This window comes from Janthinobacterium sp. ROICE36 (assembly GCF_002869965.1).
In the GTDB taxonomy this organism is placed as follows: domain Bacteria; phylum Pseudomonadota; class Gammaproteobacteria; order Burkholderiales; family Burkholderiaceae_D; genus Janthinobacterium.
This window is the reverse complement of sequence record NZ_PEBS01000005.1, coordinates 71,600-90,160: the sequence shown is the minus strand read 5'-3', so window position 1 is coordinate 90,160 and position 18,561 is coordinate 71,600. Positions and strand designations below refer to the sequence as shown.

The 18,561-nt window shown below is 53.6% G+C and carries 13 protein-coding genes; all 13 read left to right on the top strand.

Annotated features, from left to right (window positions below):
- The first annotated feature begins 1 nt into the window (after position 1).
- The gene (epsG, locus tag CSZ94_RS03725; protein ID WP_102120310.1) at positions 2-880 is read left to right on the top strand and encodes a chain length determinant protein tyrosine kinase EpsG; all 879 of its coding nucleotides are present in this window, start codon (positions 2-4) and stop codon (positions 878-880) included.
- Positions 880-1,785, top strand: coding sequence for an exosortase B (xrtB, locus tag CSZ94_RS03720; protein ID WP_219725959.1), 906 nt, complete (start codon positions 880-882; stop codon positions 1,783-1,785). Before epsG ends, xrtB begins: the two co-directional genes overlap by 1 nt.
- On the top strand, positions 1,782-2,468 hold the full coding sequence (epsI, locus tag CSZ94_RS03715; protein ID WP_102120271.1) for an exosortase-associated protein EpsI, B-type: 687 nt from the start codon (positions 1,782-1,784) through the stop codon (positions 2,466-2,468). The genes xrtB and epsI overlap by 4 nt, the downstream gene beginning before the upstream one ends.
- 184 nt (positions 2,469-2,652) lie before the next feature.
- Positions 2,653-4,254 carry a hypothetical protein gene (locus CSZ94_RS03710; RefSeq protein ID WP_102120270.1) on the top strand — a complete coding sequence of 534 codons (1,602 nt, stop codon included), beginning with the start codon at positions 2,653-2,655 and terminating at the stop codon, positions 4,252-4,254.
- Between the two features lie 615 nt (positions 4,255-4,869).
- Positions 4,870-7,239, top strand: coding sequence for a heparinase II/III domain-containing protein (locus tag CSZ94_RS03705; protein ID WP_258000752.1), 2,370 nt, complete (start codon positions 4,870-4,872; stop codon positions 7,237-7,239).
- Positions 7,240-7,481: 242 nt separating this feature from the next.
- Complete coding sequence (locus tag CSZ94_RS03700) at positions 7,482-8,705, top strand: glycosyltransferase family 4 protein (RefSeq protein ID WP_146009729.1); 1,224 nt, start codon at positions 7,482-7,484, stop codon at positions 8,703-8,705.
- A gap of 71 nt (positions 8,706-8,776) precedes the next feature.
- Positions 8,777-10,297 (top strand): lipopolysaccharide biosynthesis protein, encoded by a 1,521-nt coding sequence (locus CSZ94_RS03695; RefSeq protein WP_146009728.1) that lies wholly within the window; start codon positions 8,777-8,779, stop codon positions 10,295-10,297.
- Between the two features lie 42 nt (positions 10,298-10,339).
- A complete protein-coding gene (locus CSZ94_RS03690) occupies positions 10,340-11,470 on the top strand; it encodes a glycosyltransferase (RefSeq protein WP_146009727.1) in 1,131 nt (376 codons plus the stop codon).
- 84 nt (positions 11,471-11,554) lie between these two features.
- Complete coding sequence (locus CSZ94_RS03685) at positions 11,555-12,799, top strand: phenylacetate--CoA ligase family protein (protein ID WP_258000751.1); 1,245 nt, start codon at positions 11,555-11,557, stop codon at positions 12,797-12,799.
- 64 nt (positions 12,800-12,863) lie between these two features.
- Positions 12,864-13,940: a glycosyltransferase family 4 protein gene (locus CSZ94_RS03680; RefSeq protein WP_102120265.1), complete on the top strand. Its 1,077-nt coding sequence runs from the start codon at positions 12,864-12,866 to the stop codon at positions 13,938-13,940.
- Positions 13,937-15,946 carry a heparinase II/III family protein gene (locus CSZ94_RS03675; RefSeq protein ID WP_102120264.1) on the top strand — a complete coding sequence of 670 codons (2,010 nt, stop codon included), beginning with the start codon at positions 13,937-13,939 and terminating at the stop codon, positions 15,944-15,946. The genes CSZ94_RS03680 and CSZ94_RS03675 overlap by 4 nt, the downstream gene beginning before the upstream one ends.
- An 11-nt stretch (positions 15,947-15,957) precedes the next feature.
- Positions 15,958-17,268, top strand: a complete 1,311-nt coding sequence (locus tag CSZ94_RS03670) for a nucleotide sugar dehydrogenase (RefSeq protein WP_102120263.1) — start codon at positions 15,958-15,960, stop codon at positions 17,266-17,268.
- Positions 17,249-18,511, top strand: a complete 1,263-nt coding sequence (locus CSZ94_RS03665; RefSeq protein ID WP_102120262.1) for a glycosyltransferase family 4 protein — start codon at positions 17,249-17,251, stop codon at positions 18,509-18,511. The genes CSZ94_RS03670 and CSZ94_RS03665 overlap by 20 nt, the downstream gene beginning before the upstream one ends.
- Positions 18,512-18,561 lie beyond the last annotated feature (50 nt).

Below are 18,561 nucleotides of genomic sequence, written 5' to 3'. Positions count from 1 at the left end.
GATGAATCAGACATCACTTCCAGCCTCGCCTTCGAAGGCCATGCCACCACATAATGATTCCAGTATCGGTGGCTTGCTGCTTTCGACGGGAAAAATTACGCCTGAAAATGCCGAGCGTGTCTTGCGCATGCAGAAAGAGCTTGGTATCCGTTTTGGCGAGGCGGCTCTACGGCTTGGCCTGATTACCGAAGCAGATATTCAGCAAGTTCTGGCCCGCCAATTTGACTATCCTTATCTGCAGCCGGGCGATGCCAAGTTTTCAGACAAGCTGGTCGCCGCTTATCAACCATTCAGTCGTCAGGTTGAGACCTTGCGTGCCGTGCGTAGCCAACTGATGCTACGCTGGTTTGCGCGCGGCCACAAATCATTGGTGATTGCGAGTATTGATCAGGATGACGGCGCCAGCCTGTTCGCTGCCAACCTGGCGGTCGTGTTTTCCCAGTTGGGTGAAAACACTTTGCTGGTGGATGCAAATCTGCGTGAGCCGAGACAGCAAGAAATCTTTGATTTGCAGACGAAACAAGGATTGTCCGACATACTGGCTGGACGTGCGGATGCACGCTCTATATCCAAGATCGACTCGTTCGTATCCCTGTCTGTTCTGACCGCAGGCACGTTGCCGCCAAATCCACAGGAATTGCTTAGCCGTACAGTGTTCAGTAACATGAGCGCAGAATTTGAGACGGCACACGATATTGTGCTATACGATACTGTCGCCTTTACCAGCGGCGCCGATGCGCTGGCAATTGCCGGGCGTGCACGCGGAGTATTATTGGTCGTGCGAAAAAACAAGACCTTGCTTGAAGACGTGGCGGCAGTAAGTGAACAGCTTGCCAGCGCGGGTGCCGAGCTCGTTGGTTCGGTTCTGGTTGATTTCTAATGGACCGCGCGGGCATGGCAGCGGGCAGGCTGCAAAGTGTGCGCCAAATATTGCCAGAATGGTGGCCGGTACTGGCGGGCTTACTGGTATTGTATATACCGACATTCTATGGATTAATGACGGGTATTTGGCAAACGGAAGAACAGGCTCATGGTCCGATCATCCTGAGCCTGTCGCTGTGGCTGATGTATCGCCAATCGCCCGTAATGCTGGAAAAAAGTCGTCTTGGCACACCATCCAACATGGGATGGATTGTTATGGTAATGGCCATGGCGATGTACATCCTGGGACGCTCCCAGCAGATACTGGCACTCGAAATTTTTTCATTTATCTTATCGCTGGCGTCAGTGCTGTTGCTTAAAAGAGGAAATGCTGCGCTAAACGTCTTGTGGTTTCCGTTTTTCTTCATGCTGTTCATGATCCCGCTGCCGGGTCCGCTGGTCAGCATGTTAACCATGCCGATGAAAATGGCGGTTTCCTATGCGACCGAGTATTTGTTGTTTATGGCAGGTTACCCGATAGCGCGTACCGGCGTCATTCTGCAAATCGGCCAGTATCAACTGCTGGTGGCAGATGCCTGTGCCGGTTTGCAGACGCTGCTGACCCTGGAAGCGCTCGGTCTGTTTTATCTGAATCTCGTGCGGCACACCTCTGTGTTTAGAAATGTCGGGCTGGCGGTGTTGATTATTCCTATTTCGTTTTCAGCCAATGTCATACGTGTGATCGTGCTCTCGCTGATTACCTATTACTTCGGCGACGCTGCTGGCCAGGGTTTTTTGCATGGTTTTGCCGGAATGGTACTTTTTATCACTGCGTTAACACTGATTCTTTCCATCGACAGTCTGTTGCAATGGATTGCACGGTGGCATGAGCGAAAAAATGTCAAGGTGACAGGAAAATCATGAATAAATCGATGAAAATCAGTATCGCGCTTGGCCTGCTGATGTTTTCTTCTGCAGCGGTGACTAAAGTCGTTACGCCATCAGTAAAAATGGCTGATGCCCAGGCAAAGTTTAATCTGGAAAAAATCATTCCCAAGGATTTTGGTGGTTGGACGGTGGACTCGAGCCTGGCTCCATTGCAGGTAGACCCAGAGACGCAAGCCAAGCTTAACAAGATTTATAACCAGACGCTGACGCGCACGTATATCAGTAAGGATGGACAGCGCGTGATGCTTTCCATGGCATATGGTGGCGATCAGAGCGATAACATGGGTGTGCACAAGCCTGAGGTGTGTTATACGGCTCAGGGATTTGAAGTCAGCCATGCTGCGAATGGCGCACTCCGGACAGACTATGGAGATTTGCCTGTAAAGCGCCTGTTTGCCGTGAGTGGCGGTCGCAATGAACCCATCACTTATTGGATCACGATTGGGAAAAAAGCAACGCTGCCTGGATTTGAACAGCGCATGCAACAATTGCGCTATGGGCTGATGGGCTCTGTGCCTGACGGCATGCTGGTTAGGGTATCGACCATTGATACGGATGTCGAAGGCGCTTATAAGGTACAGGCAAAATTTGTTAATGATATGTTGGAAGCACTGGACGAAGTGTCGCGTGTCAGATTAATTGGTACATTTGGTAGTTAAGTACCCCTCCCCAATAAATTCTTTTGATTTATAGCTTCCACAATCGGCGTTCTGCTGTGCTGCCAGCACTAGCAGTGCTGGCACTGCTAGTGGCTAGCGCCTTACATTGTATCTGCTTCTGGTCGCAATTAATTCACAATAATTTTCCGAAGATTACTAAGTGCTGCAGTTTAAAAGAGAAAATATGAAAATTCCTTTCACTGCCAAGGCAGTTGCTGGCGAGGCGCAGCAGTGGCGGTCGCAGCGGAATCGGCAGGATAACAGTCAGCGATTGTCCTGGGCGTTGACCCTGGCTTTCGGTTTTGTGGCACTTTTTATTGGTCTCATTGGTGGACTGGATTCGCCCATCCTGTTGACAATGGCTGGTGGTGCTGTATTTGCGATACTGCTGTTCTTTCTAATGAAACTTCAGAACATGTTATTTGTTCTGATCCTGATTACCTTTATCATCCAGGGTAGTGCGATGTACTTTCTTGGCCTGCGCTCGGCTACATGGGTTGCCGTCGGATTTTCCGTGCTCTACTTTTTTAAAGCGCTGCTGGAATTGACCGGACGACGTAAGGGGATGGTCAAAATGCCGCCCGACGCGCGTTGCGGTTTTCTGGCCGTATGTGCATTACTGTATGTCTCCTGCTTCTTCATGAGCATCGTATTCAATCGAGTTTCCATCGGCCAGACAGCCGCCGCCATCAAAGCCGGCCTGCCAATGTTCAGCGTGTTATTCGCTTTCTTTTGCTTTCGTTGGGAAAGCATCCAACTGGAAAAAATGTGGAAGTTTTTCACCCTGATCATGTTGCTGCAACTGCCTGTCGTTGTGTACCAACATTTCTTTATCGCTACGGCACGCTCGTTTGACTCGATTGTCGGCACTTTTGGTGGTACTCCGCAAGGTGGCGGAAATAGCGCAATTCTTGTTTTCTTCGTCATCACCGTCATGACGTATTGCTTTGCGCGCTGGGATCATAAGTTAATGCCGGGTGTGCGTCTTATATTGATCTGTCTGACAGGTCTAGCCATTATTTTATTGGGTGAAGTCAAAGCTGCTTTTATTTGGGTTCCACTTGCATCTTTCTGGGTTCTCAGAAAAAGAATATTCAAGAATGTATTTTCCCTGTTTGCTTATTGCATGTTGATTGTTGTATTTATGGGTGCAACTTACATGGTATATAATGCATTGTATTGGGGTAAAGTGGTCGATAAGGGACATACTATTTCCGAGAAATTGAACGCCGGAGGAGGATATTTCTTTGATCCGACAAATGTTAACTATATTACAGGTGAAGTTAGTCGGGGAGCATCGATCGCATTATGGGTGAACGACCATACCGCCACGATCCCGAAGCGCCTGGTCGGATTTGGCCCTGGTTCAAGTAAGTTGACCGGTTTGCTGGCCGCTGGTGACGTTGCACGCCGTTATGCGCCTTTGCATATCGACGCCACGACACTGGCTATCCTGTTGTGGGACGTAGGCCTTCTTGGCACGGCGGCGTATATCCTGATGCTGTTAGCCGGGATTTTCGCTGGCTGGCGGTTCATTTCCAAAAAACGCGGTACGGCTGTCGAGCGGGCCATGATGGAGGCCTGCGTGACGATGCTGGTTCTTTATCTGTCCATGCTGATCTATAACCGCGCTTTGATGGATGAGCCAACTGCGCAACTTTTGTTCATGCTGACGCTTGGTACGGTGGTGCAACTATCCAGGTTTTCAACTCCGGCTGACGTGGCAGAGGAAATGTCCGATTCGCCATCGATGGCGGCCCGTGGCAGGACGATTTCTCGTTATTAGTCTTAGTGGCCAGAGACGCAGGACCAGCGGGCCCTTTCATACATTTTGCTTCGAGCTGTCCACGATGCTGGTATAAAGGCAAGACGGCAGTATGACTGCTACAGAATGCTTCCCACTGCGCCAGCAACCCTGGTAAGGCAACGCGCGTTCCGGCCGCCGCAGTGCGGAGTGGACGTTGCCTTTGTCGTAATTTCCGACGTCATACCCCCCCCTTGGCTAGTGTTTTTTGGGTTTGCCTGTGCACCCAGTAATGTCAGCACGCGAGCGTCAACCTTCACTGTTTTTTTGAATAGCAAAGTAAATTCCTGTTGAGTGATCGTTAATTTTTTTTCTTTAAATGTAATTATTTTCCATGGCTGGCATTGAGAAAAATATCTGCATATTTACAACGTTAAAAGAATAAATGAAAAATTTGTAAAAGTAATATTGCTGGATGGGAATGGGTGTAAGATAATCTTGCTTGGCGCCTTTTTTATTTTTTTTGGCAATATAAAGGTGGGTTTTTTTATATTGTTTTTTAGGGCATATTAAAAAATTTTGTCTAGTCTGATGTGCAAAAAAATCTTTTTTGCATCGTTTTCCAGCGTACACGAACTTACCTTCCGGAGATTTTCAATGAGCTCACATCCCATCAGCGCTTTGCATATCGCGACACTCCTCTGTTTAGCCGTCAGTGGTCAAAGCCATGCTGATTGGACAACTTCTACTGATCTTGCCGCGGTGCGGCCTGGACCAGAGCAGTTCCAGATACAGGCACAGAATCCCCCTGGATTTACCTGGTCGCGTCATCCGAAAGCCGTAAGCAATACCTGGTATATCGTCGTCATGACGTCGAGCAACGGAGTGCTGACGAAAGGCGTGACGGCACGCAATTGGTATTTGCCACCGAAAACATTGGTTACCGGGCAATATACTTGGAAGGTCAGCCCCTTTCTTAAGACGGCAAAAATGGCGGAAGACGAGTCTGCTGCGCGAACCCGTGCCAAGAATGCTGGCTTTTCTGCCGCGTCGGCAGAGCAATTGGCAATGGGAGCGATCTTGCCGGCCGCAGAGGCAGCCGCTACAGACTGGTCGGATTTGCGTAATTTTGTGGTCGATGCCAGTTCCGGCAGTTTTGAAGTGGTCGAAAGTGAGGGCTTGAAAAGCAACGTGCTTGCGCATGGCCGCTCCCGTTCGCTTCCTGCCAATTTTCTGCCCTATTCAAAGTGGGATGCGGCAATGATCGCCGAGCGCGGTGCGGCGGTAAAAAATCTGATTGCCGACGTGACGTCGCGCATAGGCGTCATGGCTCCCGTCCGCGACAGTGACTGGGGTAATTCCTCGACAACGCTGACTGCCGCTGCAGCCGTACAAAACACGGATATCCGGACACGCGTGACGCGGGCGGCGCACCAACTCGACGCGTCGGCATTGTTATACCGGCTGATGCAAGGCGACGCCAAGAGACCTGTGTATCTGGCAGAAGCGATAGCGCGTGGCGAAGAGCTGGCGGCGCTGTCGCCGACAGGCGCCACCAGCTATGTGAATCAGGACCAGGCTACCCGCTCCATTGCCCTGTCGCTCGCAAAAGCCGTTGACTTGTTGTGGAACGACCTGACGCTCGCGCAGCGCAATCGCTGGCTGGACGTGGTAAGTGTTCGCACTGATGCTATCTACAAAGATTTGTCTGGCAGTAATGGTCGCCTGGATCAATATCCGTTTGATTCCCATGGCGGCAATACCTTGGGTTTCCTTGCCCTGATCTCCGCCTTGACGGTGGGCGATATCCCCGCAGCGCAAAATTGGTTTGATTTTTCGGTGCGTACTTATATTCACCAGATCTATGCGTGGAGCGGTCCGGAAGGTGGTTACGCCAACGGTAGCGCATACGGGCAAGTTGCTGTGGACTATTCCTTGCAAATTTGGGATCCGCTCGGGCAGGCGATTGGCCTCAATCTATACAAAAAGCCTTGGGCCTCCGGATTTTCCCGCTTTTTCATGCATTTTGTGCCACCGGGTTCGCTTACCCATGTATTCGGTGATGGTCATGAAGACAAGCCCAATACGAATATATTGAAAGGCTATGCTTCACGTTTTGCCACGCCCGAGGCTAAGTGGTACTACAGCAATCTTGTCGGCACCGAAGACCCATTGACCTTGTTGATGGCGCCATCGCCTTTGCCGGTCAATCAGATTGTAGTGAGCAAGCCACCCGCGAATGCGGCTTTGTACCGGAGCATAGGATGGGTTGCCATGCATAGCGACCTCGCAGACCGCATGCGCACTTCGCTCTATTTCAAATCAAGTCCATTCGGTGCCTATAACCACAGCCACGGGGACCAGAACAGCATAGTGCTTGTCAGCGGCGGCAAGCCGCTTATGATCGAGGCTGGTTATTATGACTGGTACGGTTCGCCATTGTGGAATAGCTGGTATCGCCAGACCAAGTCGCATAATGGCATCACGTTTGACGGCGGCGTTGGGCAGGGAACGGATGGCAATAATATCAACCTTGCACGCACTGGCAACATAACGGCATTTTCTACCACCAGTACGCTTGATTATGCTGCCGGCGAGGCAGTGCCTGCCTATGACGGCAAATTGAAAACCGCTACGCGCAAGGTATGGTATTTGCGTGGGCAGAACGCCTTTGTTGTGTGGGATACGCTTGAATCGGCTACGGCCCGAGCTTTTGAATGGAACGTCCACTCGCCGACACCAATGACCGGATTGCCGAATGGCGGCATGAAAATTCAGAATGGCGACAGTTCCGTTTGCATGCGGCCTATCATCGGTGGTGCTCCGTTTGTCAGACTGACCGGCGCACCTCCAAAAGCAGGTACCACGGAAAGCCACGGTGCGTATAAACGGCCGCTCGACAAGAAGACAGAGTTTTTGATATTGCTCGACGTCGATTGCAAGAACCCGGCCGTCTCGCTGACATCGAACGCCACCTCGCGCACCGTGCTTATCGGAGGTCAGACTATTACGCTACCGAAATGGTAGTGAAATATTGTTTCCTGTAGACAATTCCCAAGGGAGATGTTAGAAAAGGCGACTACTATATGAGTAATCGCCTTTTTTTGTTATAATTATTCCAATGAATGTTGGTGTCGCTATCACTGTGCGCTATCAACAGTACGATAAGCTTGGCGGGCGCGCTGACCTAGCTAGCCACGCTGCCTATCTGCCTGGCCAGCCGGTTGATCTGCGCGGTCGACGAGATTCACATAATTGAATGTAAAAAATTGAGCTCTCTTCCATTGCCTTTGCGTTTGCTGCAGTTCGTTCCTGAATCCCTGCCAACTTTCCGTGCCGACGTGCAAACCTTATTTGGCATATATTTGCCAGGGCAGGGCATCGTCTGCGACATGGTTGGAATGGCAGGTAGCGCCGATATCGATCAGGCAGCTTTTGCATCGGTACGGCGTCCCCGCTTTCATGTCAGCAGGTTGAAAAGGGAAATGGCTTTTCTTTGGCTGTGCGTGCGGACATTGTTTTCTGTACGTAAAGCAGATTGTGATCTGATCCAGGTACGTGACATGGTCAGCATCAGCCTGCTCGGTGTGATCGTGGCGCGGCTCAAGGGCATTCCATTTGCTTACTGGATGTCATTCCTGATGAGCGAAGGGCGTATCGAACGTGCGACAGAACAAATCCGTGCGGGCGCTGGATTGCGCAGCCGTCTGGTATTGCTGAAAGGCTGCATCGAGAAAGCGTTGCTGTACAAATTTATCCTGCCACAGTCGCGGCATATTTTTGTTCAAAGCGAGGCGATGCGGATGTTCCTCATTGAACGAGGTATTGCAGCTGGGAAGATTTCGGCTGTACCCATGGGCGTGGATATGGCATTTCAGCCCGATGAGGTGGTCAGGCAGCGGCTTGCCGACTGGAGTGACGTGCCATTGATCGCTTACCTCGGCACACTGGACAAGGCGCGCGACATCCCCCGTCTGATCGATACCCTGTACCTTGTTCGTCATGCTCAGCCGCAAGCGTGTCTGTTGCTGATCGGCGACTCGCCCAATCGCGTGGACACCGAACAGCTTCGGGCATACTGTGCCAGGCTAGGACTACAAGAACATGTACGCATCACTGGCTGGTTACCGAAGGCGCAGGCTTGGTCCTTACTTGCAGCTGCTGATGTGGCCGTGTCGTATATACCGCGAGGCCAGCTATATGATGTGAGTTCGCCGACGAAATTGCTGGAATATCTGGCGTTGGGCTTACCGTGCGTGGGAAACGACAATCCGGACCAGGAAGCGGTCCTGACACGCAGTGCCGCCGGATGGCTGAGCGGCAGTTCCGTAGAAGCATTGGCTGCAGCCTTGACGGAAGTTCTGGCAGATCCGGCAGCGGCTCGGGAAAAAGCATCGCGGGGGCCGGATTTTATTCGTTCGGTGCGCAGCTATCAGATATTGGCCGAACAACTGGCACTCGCCTATCGCCAGTTCTTGCCGTCAAGGTCCTGACAAATCATGCGTGCGGGCTTTCCAGCAATGCGGCACCAAATTTATCGACTGCTAATCTTGTCTGAAACACTATGTCAAAAACGCCGTATTCAGGATCTAATACCCGAAAGAACATTCTTGCTTTTCTGATTGGCAAGGTACCCACTGCCATTCTGACGGCAGCGATACTGGGCCTTTCCGTACGCCTCTTACCTGTGGCCGAGTTCGGGCGTTATATTATTTCTATGGCAATGTTGGAAATTACCTTGGGTTTGAGTACTCTTGGACTCGATTGGGTGATTTTGCGTTATCTGCCTGCATATCGGATGAATCAATGTCGTTCAGGCGCGGTGCGGATGATACTAATGGTAGTGCTGAGCAGATTTTGTGTGCTTGCAATGATCGCCAGCGTCATTTTTTTATTGCGCGATAAGTTTTTTTCGCTGATCGGTAGTGACTTTCCGTTTGACCTGCTGCCGCTGTTTGCCGTCTTGCTGGTCGTCGAAGGAGTGATGCGTATATTACGTGACAATACCCTGGAAGCCATGGCCATGCAGCGATGGCTGCAGGTCATCATCAGTATCAAAGGAGGGCTGATCGTGGCGGCGCTGGTCTATCTGAAACAACATCAGATGGCGACTGCGCAAGATCTGCTGCTGGTTGAAATCATGGCCGCCCTGGTGTCGCTGCTGTTGGCAACGGTGATCGTGAGCGGCTTGTTGCGTCAGATAGGCGAAATGCAGAGCGAGTGGAGCCAGCCTAGCTGGCGGCAGATCAGGAAAGTTGCGTTCAATAATTATGGCAGCGGCATTGTCGAATATCTGTATTCGCCTTCTTTCCTGCTGGTGGTGCTCTCGCGTGTACAGACGGCGGAGGCTCTGGCTGGTCTCGGTTTTGTACTGCGCCTGACCGATATCATTCGTAATTACCTGCCTGGCATGATGCTTTTCGGCGTCGTGCGCTCCAGGATGATCGGCGCCTATGCCAGCAACCAGAATTATGGCGAGCTTGGCGGTTGGGCCGGTTTTGTTTTCAAGATCAGCGTACTGACCCTGGTGCCGATCTTTGGCATCATCTTCGTGTATGGCAGCGAAGTGCTGGTGTTCGCTGGCGGAAAACAGTATGCCGAATTCAACATGGTGTTTTCCTCCCTGTGCTGTTGGCTCGCGTTTCGCCTACATCGCATGATACTCGGTACGGTTTGTAACGCGATCGAGTTGACGCAAGTCTGGGTGCGCGCCTCGCTGGTATCGGTTCTTGTGCTGCCATTGATGTACTTTTTCTTGTATGAACAACTGGGCGTCTGGTTTGTGGTGATTGCCCTGTTTGCCAATGAGCTGATAGTCAATGTTCTAGTGGTAGCGGGCATGCGTCGGCGTGGATACGTCTGGGATATCGGTTGGGGCTGGATAGCAAAAGTCGTTGTGATCCTGACGCTGGCTTGCTTGCCGGCCTACCTGGTGAAGGGTGAGGGGACACCGTTGTTGATTGCAGGCATTGTATTGTTGAATTTGCTGTTGCTCGTGGGTTTGCTTGCCTTCCAGGTATTCGACAAGAATGATCGTACGTTTGTAAATCGCGGATTGGGGCGGAATGTCTTCAAGGTATCTTGAGCATCAATCAGGCTTTTCTATATAAATTTCATGGAGTTGTCATTGAAAGTACTTGCTCTCTATCCCGGCCTGAATCCAAAATTTGACGAAGTTGCTTACGCATTGCCGCCATTGTTGAAGCATGGCGTTAGCGTGCGCGTCATCACATCGCGCATTTCGGCCCTGAAAAGTACCGAAGAAGGCAGCGATTTTGATAACTTCATGGGCGTACAAATATTTCGCTTATTTCGCGACTTGAAGCAGATGTCTCATGCCCCCGAGCTCTTGCATGATGAAGTAATGAAATTGCTGGAAGAGTTCAATCCGGATTTGCTGTTGGTCAATTCCTTTCACTGCCTGCCGTTGATGCGCATGCTGCAGAAACGGCGCCGCATCCCTGCCGTGCTGCGCGTGGAGTCGGCAGATCCCCTGATCATTTTGCAACGCCGCTATTATCTCGGCTGGCCTGCGCTGGGGCGCCTGGTGGGGCGCATGAAGTGGTGGCGCATTGCGGGAGAAGTCGATGCATTGATGACGAATGATCCCGCCGATCTGCCCGATCTGGGACGGTTTTCTGTTCGGCAGAAGCAGGCTTATTATTCGGCTCATTGCGCGCAGCGTCCTGACGGATTGCAACTGGCAGCAGCGCGTGACAAGAGCGAGATGATTTATATCGGCTCTTTGATCCGACATAAAAATTGCCAGGCTTGGTTGAAAACCGTGCCCCTCATTTTTGACCATACACCGGTTGAGCGCTTTACCATTATAGGCCGTGGTGCTTATCAGCATGTTGTCGACGATTTGAAAAAAAGGTATGGCGACAGGATCAATCATATCGCCGGTGTGAGCCGGCAGGAGGCGCTGGAAAGGATGTCGGGTGCGTATTTTTCCTATACGGAAAGTACGTCTGGCTGGGGTTTTCTGTGCGACTCCTGGTCAACCAATACTCCTTTGCTGTGTCCTCAGTCGACGTTCAGCATCGTACCTGGATGGACAGGCATGATGCCGCGCTCGCCAGACCAGCTTATTGCCAATATACGCCGTTTGTATGCGGATCCTGATTACTATCAGGGCATGCAGGAGGGGGGGCGCATCCGCTACGTTTCTGAACATACCGCTGAAATTGTCTCACAGCAATATATGCAAATATTTCGGGAAGTCGGCATGGTAAATCCAACGCCGTTAAATAAATGACCAGTCTGGAGCGGTAACGGTACTATGTGGCGATACTCTTTAAAATTCTCCTTGCGCTCCCTATTCAGGGAGCTGGCCAGAGGTATGTGGGCCCGGCATTTTGTATATCCCCGCCTCGAAAAAAATGAGCGTACGCCGGCGGCGTTGCGCCATTTTCTGCAAGAGCGCGGCCGCGCCTTGCAACTCGGCGACATTGGCCATGGCCTGCGTCCACGAGTATTGTCAGATGATCACGGCTTGATTTCAAAAAAGGATATCCAGGCGCATTTCCAGCGGTATGTGCGTCCACGGCGCCCAGGCTCCTTCATTCGCAGCCGTATCAGTACAAGTGGTACCAGCGGTTCGCCACTGACACTGTTGCAAGACCTCGCTTGCATTGTGCGCGAAGAAGCGTTCATCTATCGTCAATTGCGCTGGATGGGATTTGCGCATGGGCAGCGTCGGGCGTGGATACGTGGCGACGTTGTTTGCCATCCCACCAAAGCTGGCGGTGTATTCTGGTGCCGCGACTGGGTGGGCAATTTTCTGATGATGTCCTCTTATCACATATCGTCTGGCACGATTGAACGTTATCTGGAACAACTGGCGCGATTCGATCCTGTGGTCATTCATGCCTATCCGTCCTCGATCGCTGCACTGGCTTCATGGATGCTGGCGAATGGCCATGCTTACGGTGGCACTGCCCTCAAAGGTGTGATGACCTCCTCGGAAACGCTCGATCCCGTGGTGCGGGAAAATGTCAGGAAGGCATTTGGCGTGACTGTATTCGACTGGTATGGGCAGGCTGAACGCGTTGCCGCTATTGGCACTTGTGAACAGGGCAATTATCACTTGCTGAGCGACTATGGCATAGTCGAATTGTTGCCAGATGGGGATACCCATGAGCTTATTGGAACAAGTTTGAATAATGGGGCAATGCGCTTGCGGCACTATTGCACAGGCGACACGGTTAGCCTCGCCGATGAGGCGTGTGCTTGCGGCAGGATATTTCCTGTTGTGAGCGCCATTTCCGGTCGCAAGGAGAAAGTTATCACCTTGCCCGATGGTCGTTACCTGGGGCGGCTAGACCATGTCTTTAAAAAGGCGCGTCATGTCGTCGAGGGGCAGATCATTTATTGCGGCCAGGCTGTATTTATCTTGAAGGTCGTTCCGGCACCGGCCTTTTGCCGGGAAGACGGCGAACAGCTGCTCGCTGGATTCCTGCGACTGGTACCCGATGTGACAGTGACCCTGGATGTGGTCGATGCAATCGAGCGTGGACCGAACGGTAAGTTCGCTTTTATCCTGATCCGCGATGAAACGGTGCATGCGGCGGTCGACGCCGCGTGAGGGGGCAATGGCTGACGCTGGCAAGGATGCAATTTTTGTACGATGATATTTGTTAAATAAGGGCATGATGAAAAACAAGCGCTCCATAGTGATGCTTGGGACGGATACCGGAACCATGGGCGGTATTGCCTCTGTCGTCAAGGTATACCGGGCTGCTGGTCTGTTCGATCGGTTTTCCATTATTTATCTCGCCACGCATTGCGATGGCAGCGCAGCAAAGAAATTGGCGCTGATGCTGGCCTCCTGGTGCTCCCTACTCGGTTTGCTGGTCAGGGGCCGGGTTGGCCTGGTTCATTGCCACATGGCGTCGCGCAGCAGCTGCTGGCGGAAAATGGGCTTTATTTTCCTTGCGAAGCTGTTTCGCATTCCTGTCATCCTGCATTTGCACGGTGCTGAATTTGCCATTTTCTATCAGCAAGAAATGGGGCGGCTCCGGCAGCGATTGATACGCGGCCTGTTTGATCAGGTCAGCTGCGTGGTTGTCCTGTCCTCTGCCTGGAAGACCTGGGTCGAGAGCATTTCGCGCAATCCGCAGATCGAGGCCATTTACAATCCGGTCATGGTGCCGTCCGCCGCACAGGACTGGTTGCTGCGCGTATCTGGCGAGGTCTTGTTCCTGGGGCGCCTGGGTAAGCGCAAGGGCTCGTATGACTTGCTCAATGCCGTTTCCAGGATGAGCGTACACAGGCCGTGCCTGCTGCTGGGCGGGGATGGCGAGGTCGAGCAAACGCGGGCGATGGCCGACACGCTCGGCATGGGCACCAATGTGCAGTTGCTTGGCTGGGTAGACCTGCCTGCCAGGACTGCATTGCTCAATCGCGCAAAAGTCTATTGTCTGCCTTCTTATAATGAAGGTTTGCCCATGAGTGTACTGGAAGCAATGGCTGCCGGTTTGCCCGTCATTAGCACGCCAGTCGGCGGTATTCCAGAGGCGCTCAGTGACGGCGTGGAAGGCTTCCTAGTGGAACCGGGCGACATCGATGCGCTAGGGGACCGTATCGAACGTTTACTGTCCGACGATGCGCTAGCGAGCCGCATGGGAATGGCAGCGCGCGCAAAAATCCAAAGCACGTTTTCCAGCGAGGCTGTCATGCCTCGCGTCGAACGCCTGTATGCTCAATTTGGATTCCTGCCGACATGAGTTCTCTGATCTGGAAGTTGAATCGCCTGCGCCTGATGGGTTCCGCCGAAATTTGCTGGCGTGTCATACAGATGGTCGAGAAGAAGGCGAGCAAGCTGGGTGTCGGTTTGATTGAAAAAGTGCCCGCTCCGGTGTTGTCGCGGCCGGTATCTGGCTTTCTGGCAAGTGAACTGCCCGTGCTTCAGCTCTCTCCGTTACGCTCCGCCGCCGATGCGATCCTGGCGGGACGCTGGAATGTATTTGCCATGCATGGTGCCGATCTGAGTTTTCCGCCGCAATGGAATAGAGACCCCAAGACTGGTACGCTGGCGCCGCTAAGCCTGGGGAAACAGATCGATTACCGCAGCGAAAAAGTAGTGGGCGACATCAAATACTTGTGGGAGCCGAACCGCCACCTGGAACTGGTGGCGCTGGCGCAGGCATGGAAAGTGACGGGCGAGCCGCGCTACGCCGAAGGCGCGCGTACCTTGCTGCAATCGTGGTTCGCGCAATGCCCCTATCCGAAAGGCGTGCACTGGACCAGTTCGCTTGAGCTGGCGCTGCGCCTGCTGAACTGGGCCTGTGCCTGGGAGCTGCTGGGCGGCCTGGCCTCGCCGCTGTTCCAGGGCGAGGCGGGCCAGCGCTTCCTGCAGCAGTGGCTGGCCGCGATTTACCAGCATTGCCACTTTATCGCCGGTTATTTTTCGCGTCACTCTTCCGCCAATAACCACCTGTTCGGCGAATATATGGGCTTGTTCGTTGGCAGTCTGGTGTGGCCATACTGGAAGGAAAGTGAAAAATGGCAGAGCCTGGCGCACAGGGGACTTGAAGAAGAGGCGCTCAAGCAAAACACACCCGATGGCGTGAACCGCGAACAGGCTGTCTATTATCAGCATGAAGTGATGGACATGATGCTGTTGTGCCAACTGATAGGTCTCGCCAACAACGCCGGTTTTTCTGCTGCATATCTGGAGCGCCTTGAGCGCCTTGCCGACTTTATCGCCACCTTGATGGATGTTGGGGGGAATATTCCGATGATAGGCGATGCAGACGATGCCCAGATGGTGCGCCTGTCGCATGAGCCTGATTGGACCCCCTATAAATCATTGCTGGCCAGTTGCGCCGTGCTGTTTGGTCGCGCCGATTTCAAGCGCAAGGCAGGCCATTTTGACGACAAGAATCGCTGGCTGTTTGGTGTGGCAGGCTTGCAACAGTGGCAGGCGCTCGATGCCAGCGCGTCCGAAGCGCCGGTCTTGGCGTTTCCTGAAGGCGGCTATTTCCTTCTCGGTAGCGCCTTTGGCACGCCAGAGGAAGTGCGCATGGTCATCGATTGCGCGCCGCTCGGCTACCTGTCGATTGCCGCGCACGGACATGCCGATGCGCTGGCATTTACCCTTTCCGTGAGCGGGGAAGAGTTGCTCACCGATCCCGGTACCTACGCCTATCACACGCAAAAAAAATGGCGCGACTACTTCCGCAGCACACCCGCGCATAACACCGTATCCGTCGATGGTCTGGACCAGTCTGAAATTGGCGGCAATTTCATGTGGCTGAAAAAAGCCAATGCGCGCATGATTGCTCATGAAACGAATTCTGAAGTGCAAGTTTTTGAGGGCGAACATGATGGCTATGGCCGCCTGGCCGATCCTTTGCTGCACCGGCGCCGTATCGAGTTCAACTTTCATAATAAATGCATTGTTGTAAAAGACATATTACAATGTACAAATGTACATGATATTTCCGTGCATTGGCAGTTCGGCGACCACTGCGTGGTCACCGTCGACGAGGGGCAATTGCAGGCGCAGGGACTGCGGTCTGGCTTGCGCATGCGCTGTTCGCATGGAACGCTGGACCTATTGCGCGGCAGCGATACACCGCCTGGGGGCTGGATATCGCGCCGCTTCGACGAGAAAACACCGATTACCAGCGCCGCCTGGCGCATGAGGGTGCAGGGAACAATTGAAATTGTGACGCACATCGAGCTGATGCCGCAGGCGTCGTCGGCAAATTCGCCGGCTAATTATTAAAGGAGCATATTTTGAAAATCAGTATTTTTGGCCTCGGCTACGTGGGTGCAGTATCGGCAGGTTGCCTCGCAACGGATGGGCATGAAGTGATCGGCGTCGATCCGAACAGGACCAAGGTTGAGCTGATCAACCAGGGCACTACGCCCATCATCGAGAAGGACATCGGCGAAATGATCGCGGCTACCGTGAAAAGCGGCCATTTGCGCGCCACGTTTGACGTGCGTGACGCTGTCTTTGGCTCGGACATGTCGCTCATCTGCGTGGGTACGCCCTCGCAGCTCAATGGCAACCTGGACCTGAGCCATGTGCGCAAGGTGTGCCAGGAAATCGGCGCCGCCATCCGCGAAAAGGACAGCTTCCACGTCGTCGTGGCGCGTTCGACCATGCTGCCCGGTTCCATGCGCTCGCTCGTCATTCCGACCCTGGAAGAGGCCTCGGGCAAGGTGGCCGGCGTCGATTTTGGCGTTTGCAACAATCCGGAATTCCTGCGTGAAGGCACGGCCGTCTACGATTACTACCATCCGCCGAAGACGGTCATCGGCGAATCCGATGAAAAGGCGGGCGCGCTGCTGGTGCAACTGTATGAAAAGATGGACGCGCCACTGGTGCGCACGGACGTGGAAACGGCCGAGATGGTCAAGTACACGGACAACACCTGGCACGCCGTCAAAGTGGCGTTCGCCAATGAAATCGGCAATATCTGCAAGGCCGTCGGCATCGATGGTCACAAGGTGATGGAAATCTTTTGCCAGGACACCAAGCTGAACCTGTCACCGTACTACATGAAGCCGGGCTTCGCCTTTGGCGGCTCTTGCCTGCCGAAGGACGTGCGCGCGCTCACTTACAAGGCGCGCAGCCTGGATCTCGATCTGCCATTGCTTAATTCCATCCTGCCGTCGAACCAGCGGCAAGTGGAAAAGGGCATCAAGATGATCGTTGACAAAGGTGCGCGCAAGGTGGGCATTTTGGGCTTTTCCTTCAAGGCCGGCACGGACGACTTGCGCGAGTCGCCGCTGGTCGATGTCATCGAGTATCTGCTGGGCAAAGGCTACGAACTGAAGCTGTATGACAAGAACGTCAACCTGGCCGCCCTGACGGGCGCCAACCAGGATTACATCCTGAACCACATCCCGCACATCTCCAAGCTGATGGTCACCAGCATGCAGGACGTGCTCGATTTTGCCGACACCATCGTCATCGGCAACGGCGCGGCCGAATTCAAGACTGTACCCGCCAGCCTGCAGCCGCACCAGCAGATCGTCGACCTGGTGCGCATCAGCAAGGAACAAAGTGGAGAGCAATATGACGGCATCTGCTGGTAACAACGTGGCCGCCCAAGCAAAGCGGGTGCTGATCCTGGTGGAAAACCTGCCTTCGCCATTCGACCGGCGCGTGTGGCAGGAAGCGACCACTCTGCATGCGAACGGCTATGCAGTGTCGATCATTTGCCCGACGGGCAAGGGCTATGAAGCGCGCTACGAAGCCATCGACGGCATCCATATCTACCGCTACCACTTGCCGCTGGAAGCGGAAGGGGCCAAGGGTTACCTGGTGGAATATACACTGGCCCTGTTCCATACTTTCCGCCTGGCATGGAAAGTCCATTTTGCCCATGGTTTCGACGTGGTTCACGCCTGCAATCCGCCTGATTTGCTGTTCCTCATCGGCGGCTTCTTCAAGTTGACGATGGGCAAGCGTTTCCTGTTCGACCACCATGACATCAACCCCGAGCTGTACGAAGCCAAGTTCGGCCGGCGCGATTTCTTTTACAAGCTGATGGTGATGTTCGAGCGCTGGTCGTTCCAGAGCGCAGACGTGTCGATCGCCACCAACGAGTCGTACAAGAAGATTGCCATCGAGCGCGGCGGCATGAAGCCCGAGGATGTCTACGTGGTGCGCAGCGGACCCAAGCTGGACCGCTTGCGCGTGTTGCCGCCCGTGCCGGAACTCAAGAAGGGCCGCGCCTACCTGGTCGGCTATGTGGGCGTGATGGGTGCGCAGGAAGGCATCGATCTGCTGCTGCAGGCGGCGCAATACATCGTGCAGACCTTGCAGCGCAAGGATGTGCACTTCGGCTTGGTGGGCGGCGGCACCTCGCTGGAACAGATGAAGCAGATGGCGCAGGACCTGGGCATCGCCGACTACGTGACCTTCACGGGACGCGTGCCGGACCAGCAATTGCTGGAAATGCTCAACACCTCGGACGTGTGCGTGAACCCGGACGTGGCAAACGACATGAACGACAAGTCGACCATGAACAAGATCATGGAATACATGGCCCTGGGTAAGCCTATCGTGCAGTTTGATCTGGTCGAGGGCAAGGTTTCCGCGCAGCAGGCATCTTTGTATGCCTTGAAGAACGATCCTGTCGACATGGCGCGCAAGATCGTCGAATTGCTCGACGACCCGGCACGCCGCGAGCAAATGGGGGCGTTTGGCCGCCATCGCGTGATCAATGAGCTGGAGTGGGAATATGAAGCGCCCAAGCTGCTGGCCGCGTATGCGCGCCTGTTTCCCGCCGCCGCGCCGGCCGCGCCAGTGACGCTGAGCAAGGACGGTCGCTAAGATGCGCCGCCCGGCCAACTAACCTCAACCCTGATGGAGCAAGCCCGACG

Bases quoted from the DNA above. Each gene is read 5' to 3' on its own strand.
- epsG (WP_102120310.1), top strand. From the start codon at position 2: ATGAATCAGACATCACTTCCAGCCTCGCCTTCGAAGGCCATGCCACCA.
- xrtB (WP_219725959.1), top strand. From the start codon at position 880: ATGGACCGCGCGGGCATGGCAGCGGGCAGGCTGCAAAGTGTGCGCCAA.
- epsI (WP_102120271.1), top strand. From the start codon at position 1,782: ATGAATAAATCGATGAAAATCAGTATCGCGCTTGGCCTGCTGATGTTT.
- CSZ94_RS03710 (WP_102120270.1), top strand. From the start codon at position 2,653: ATGAAAATTCCTTTCACTGCCAAGGCAGTTGCTGGCGAGGCGCAGCAG.
- CSZ94_RS03705 (WP_258000752.1), top strand. From the start codon at position 4,870: ATGAGCTCACATCCCATCAGCGCTTTGCATATCGCGACACTCCTCTGT.
- CSZ94_RS03695 (WP_146009728.1), top strand. From the start codon at position 8,777: ATGTCAAAAACGCCGTATTCAGGATCTAATACCCGAAAGAACATTCTT.
- CSZ94_RS03685 (WP_258000751.1), top strand. From the start codon at position 11,555: ATGTGGGCCCGGCATTTTGTATATCCCCGCCTCGAAAAAAATGAGCGT.
- CSZ94_RS03680 (WP_102120265.1), top strand. From the start codon at position 12,864: ATGATGAAAAACAAGCGCTCCATAGTGATGCTTGGGACGGATACCGGA.
- CSZ94_RS03675 (WP_102120264.1), top strand. From the start codon at position 13,937: ATGAGTTCTCTGATCTGGAAGTTGAATCGCCTGCGCCTGATGGGTTCC.
- CSZ94_RS03665 (WP_102120262.1), top strand. From the start codon at position 17,249: ATGACGGCATCTGCTGGTAACAACGTGGCCGCCCAAGCAAAGCGGGTG.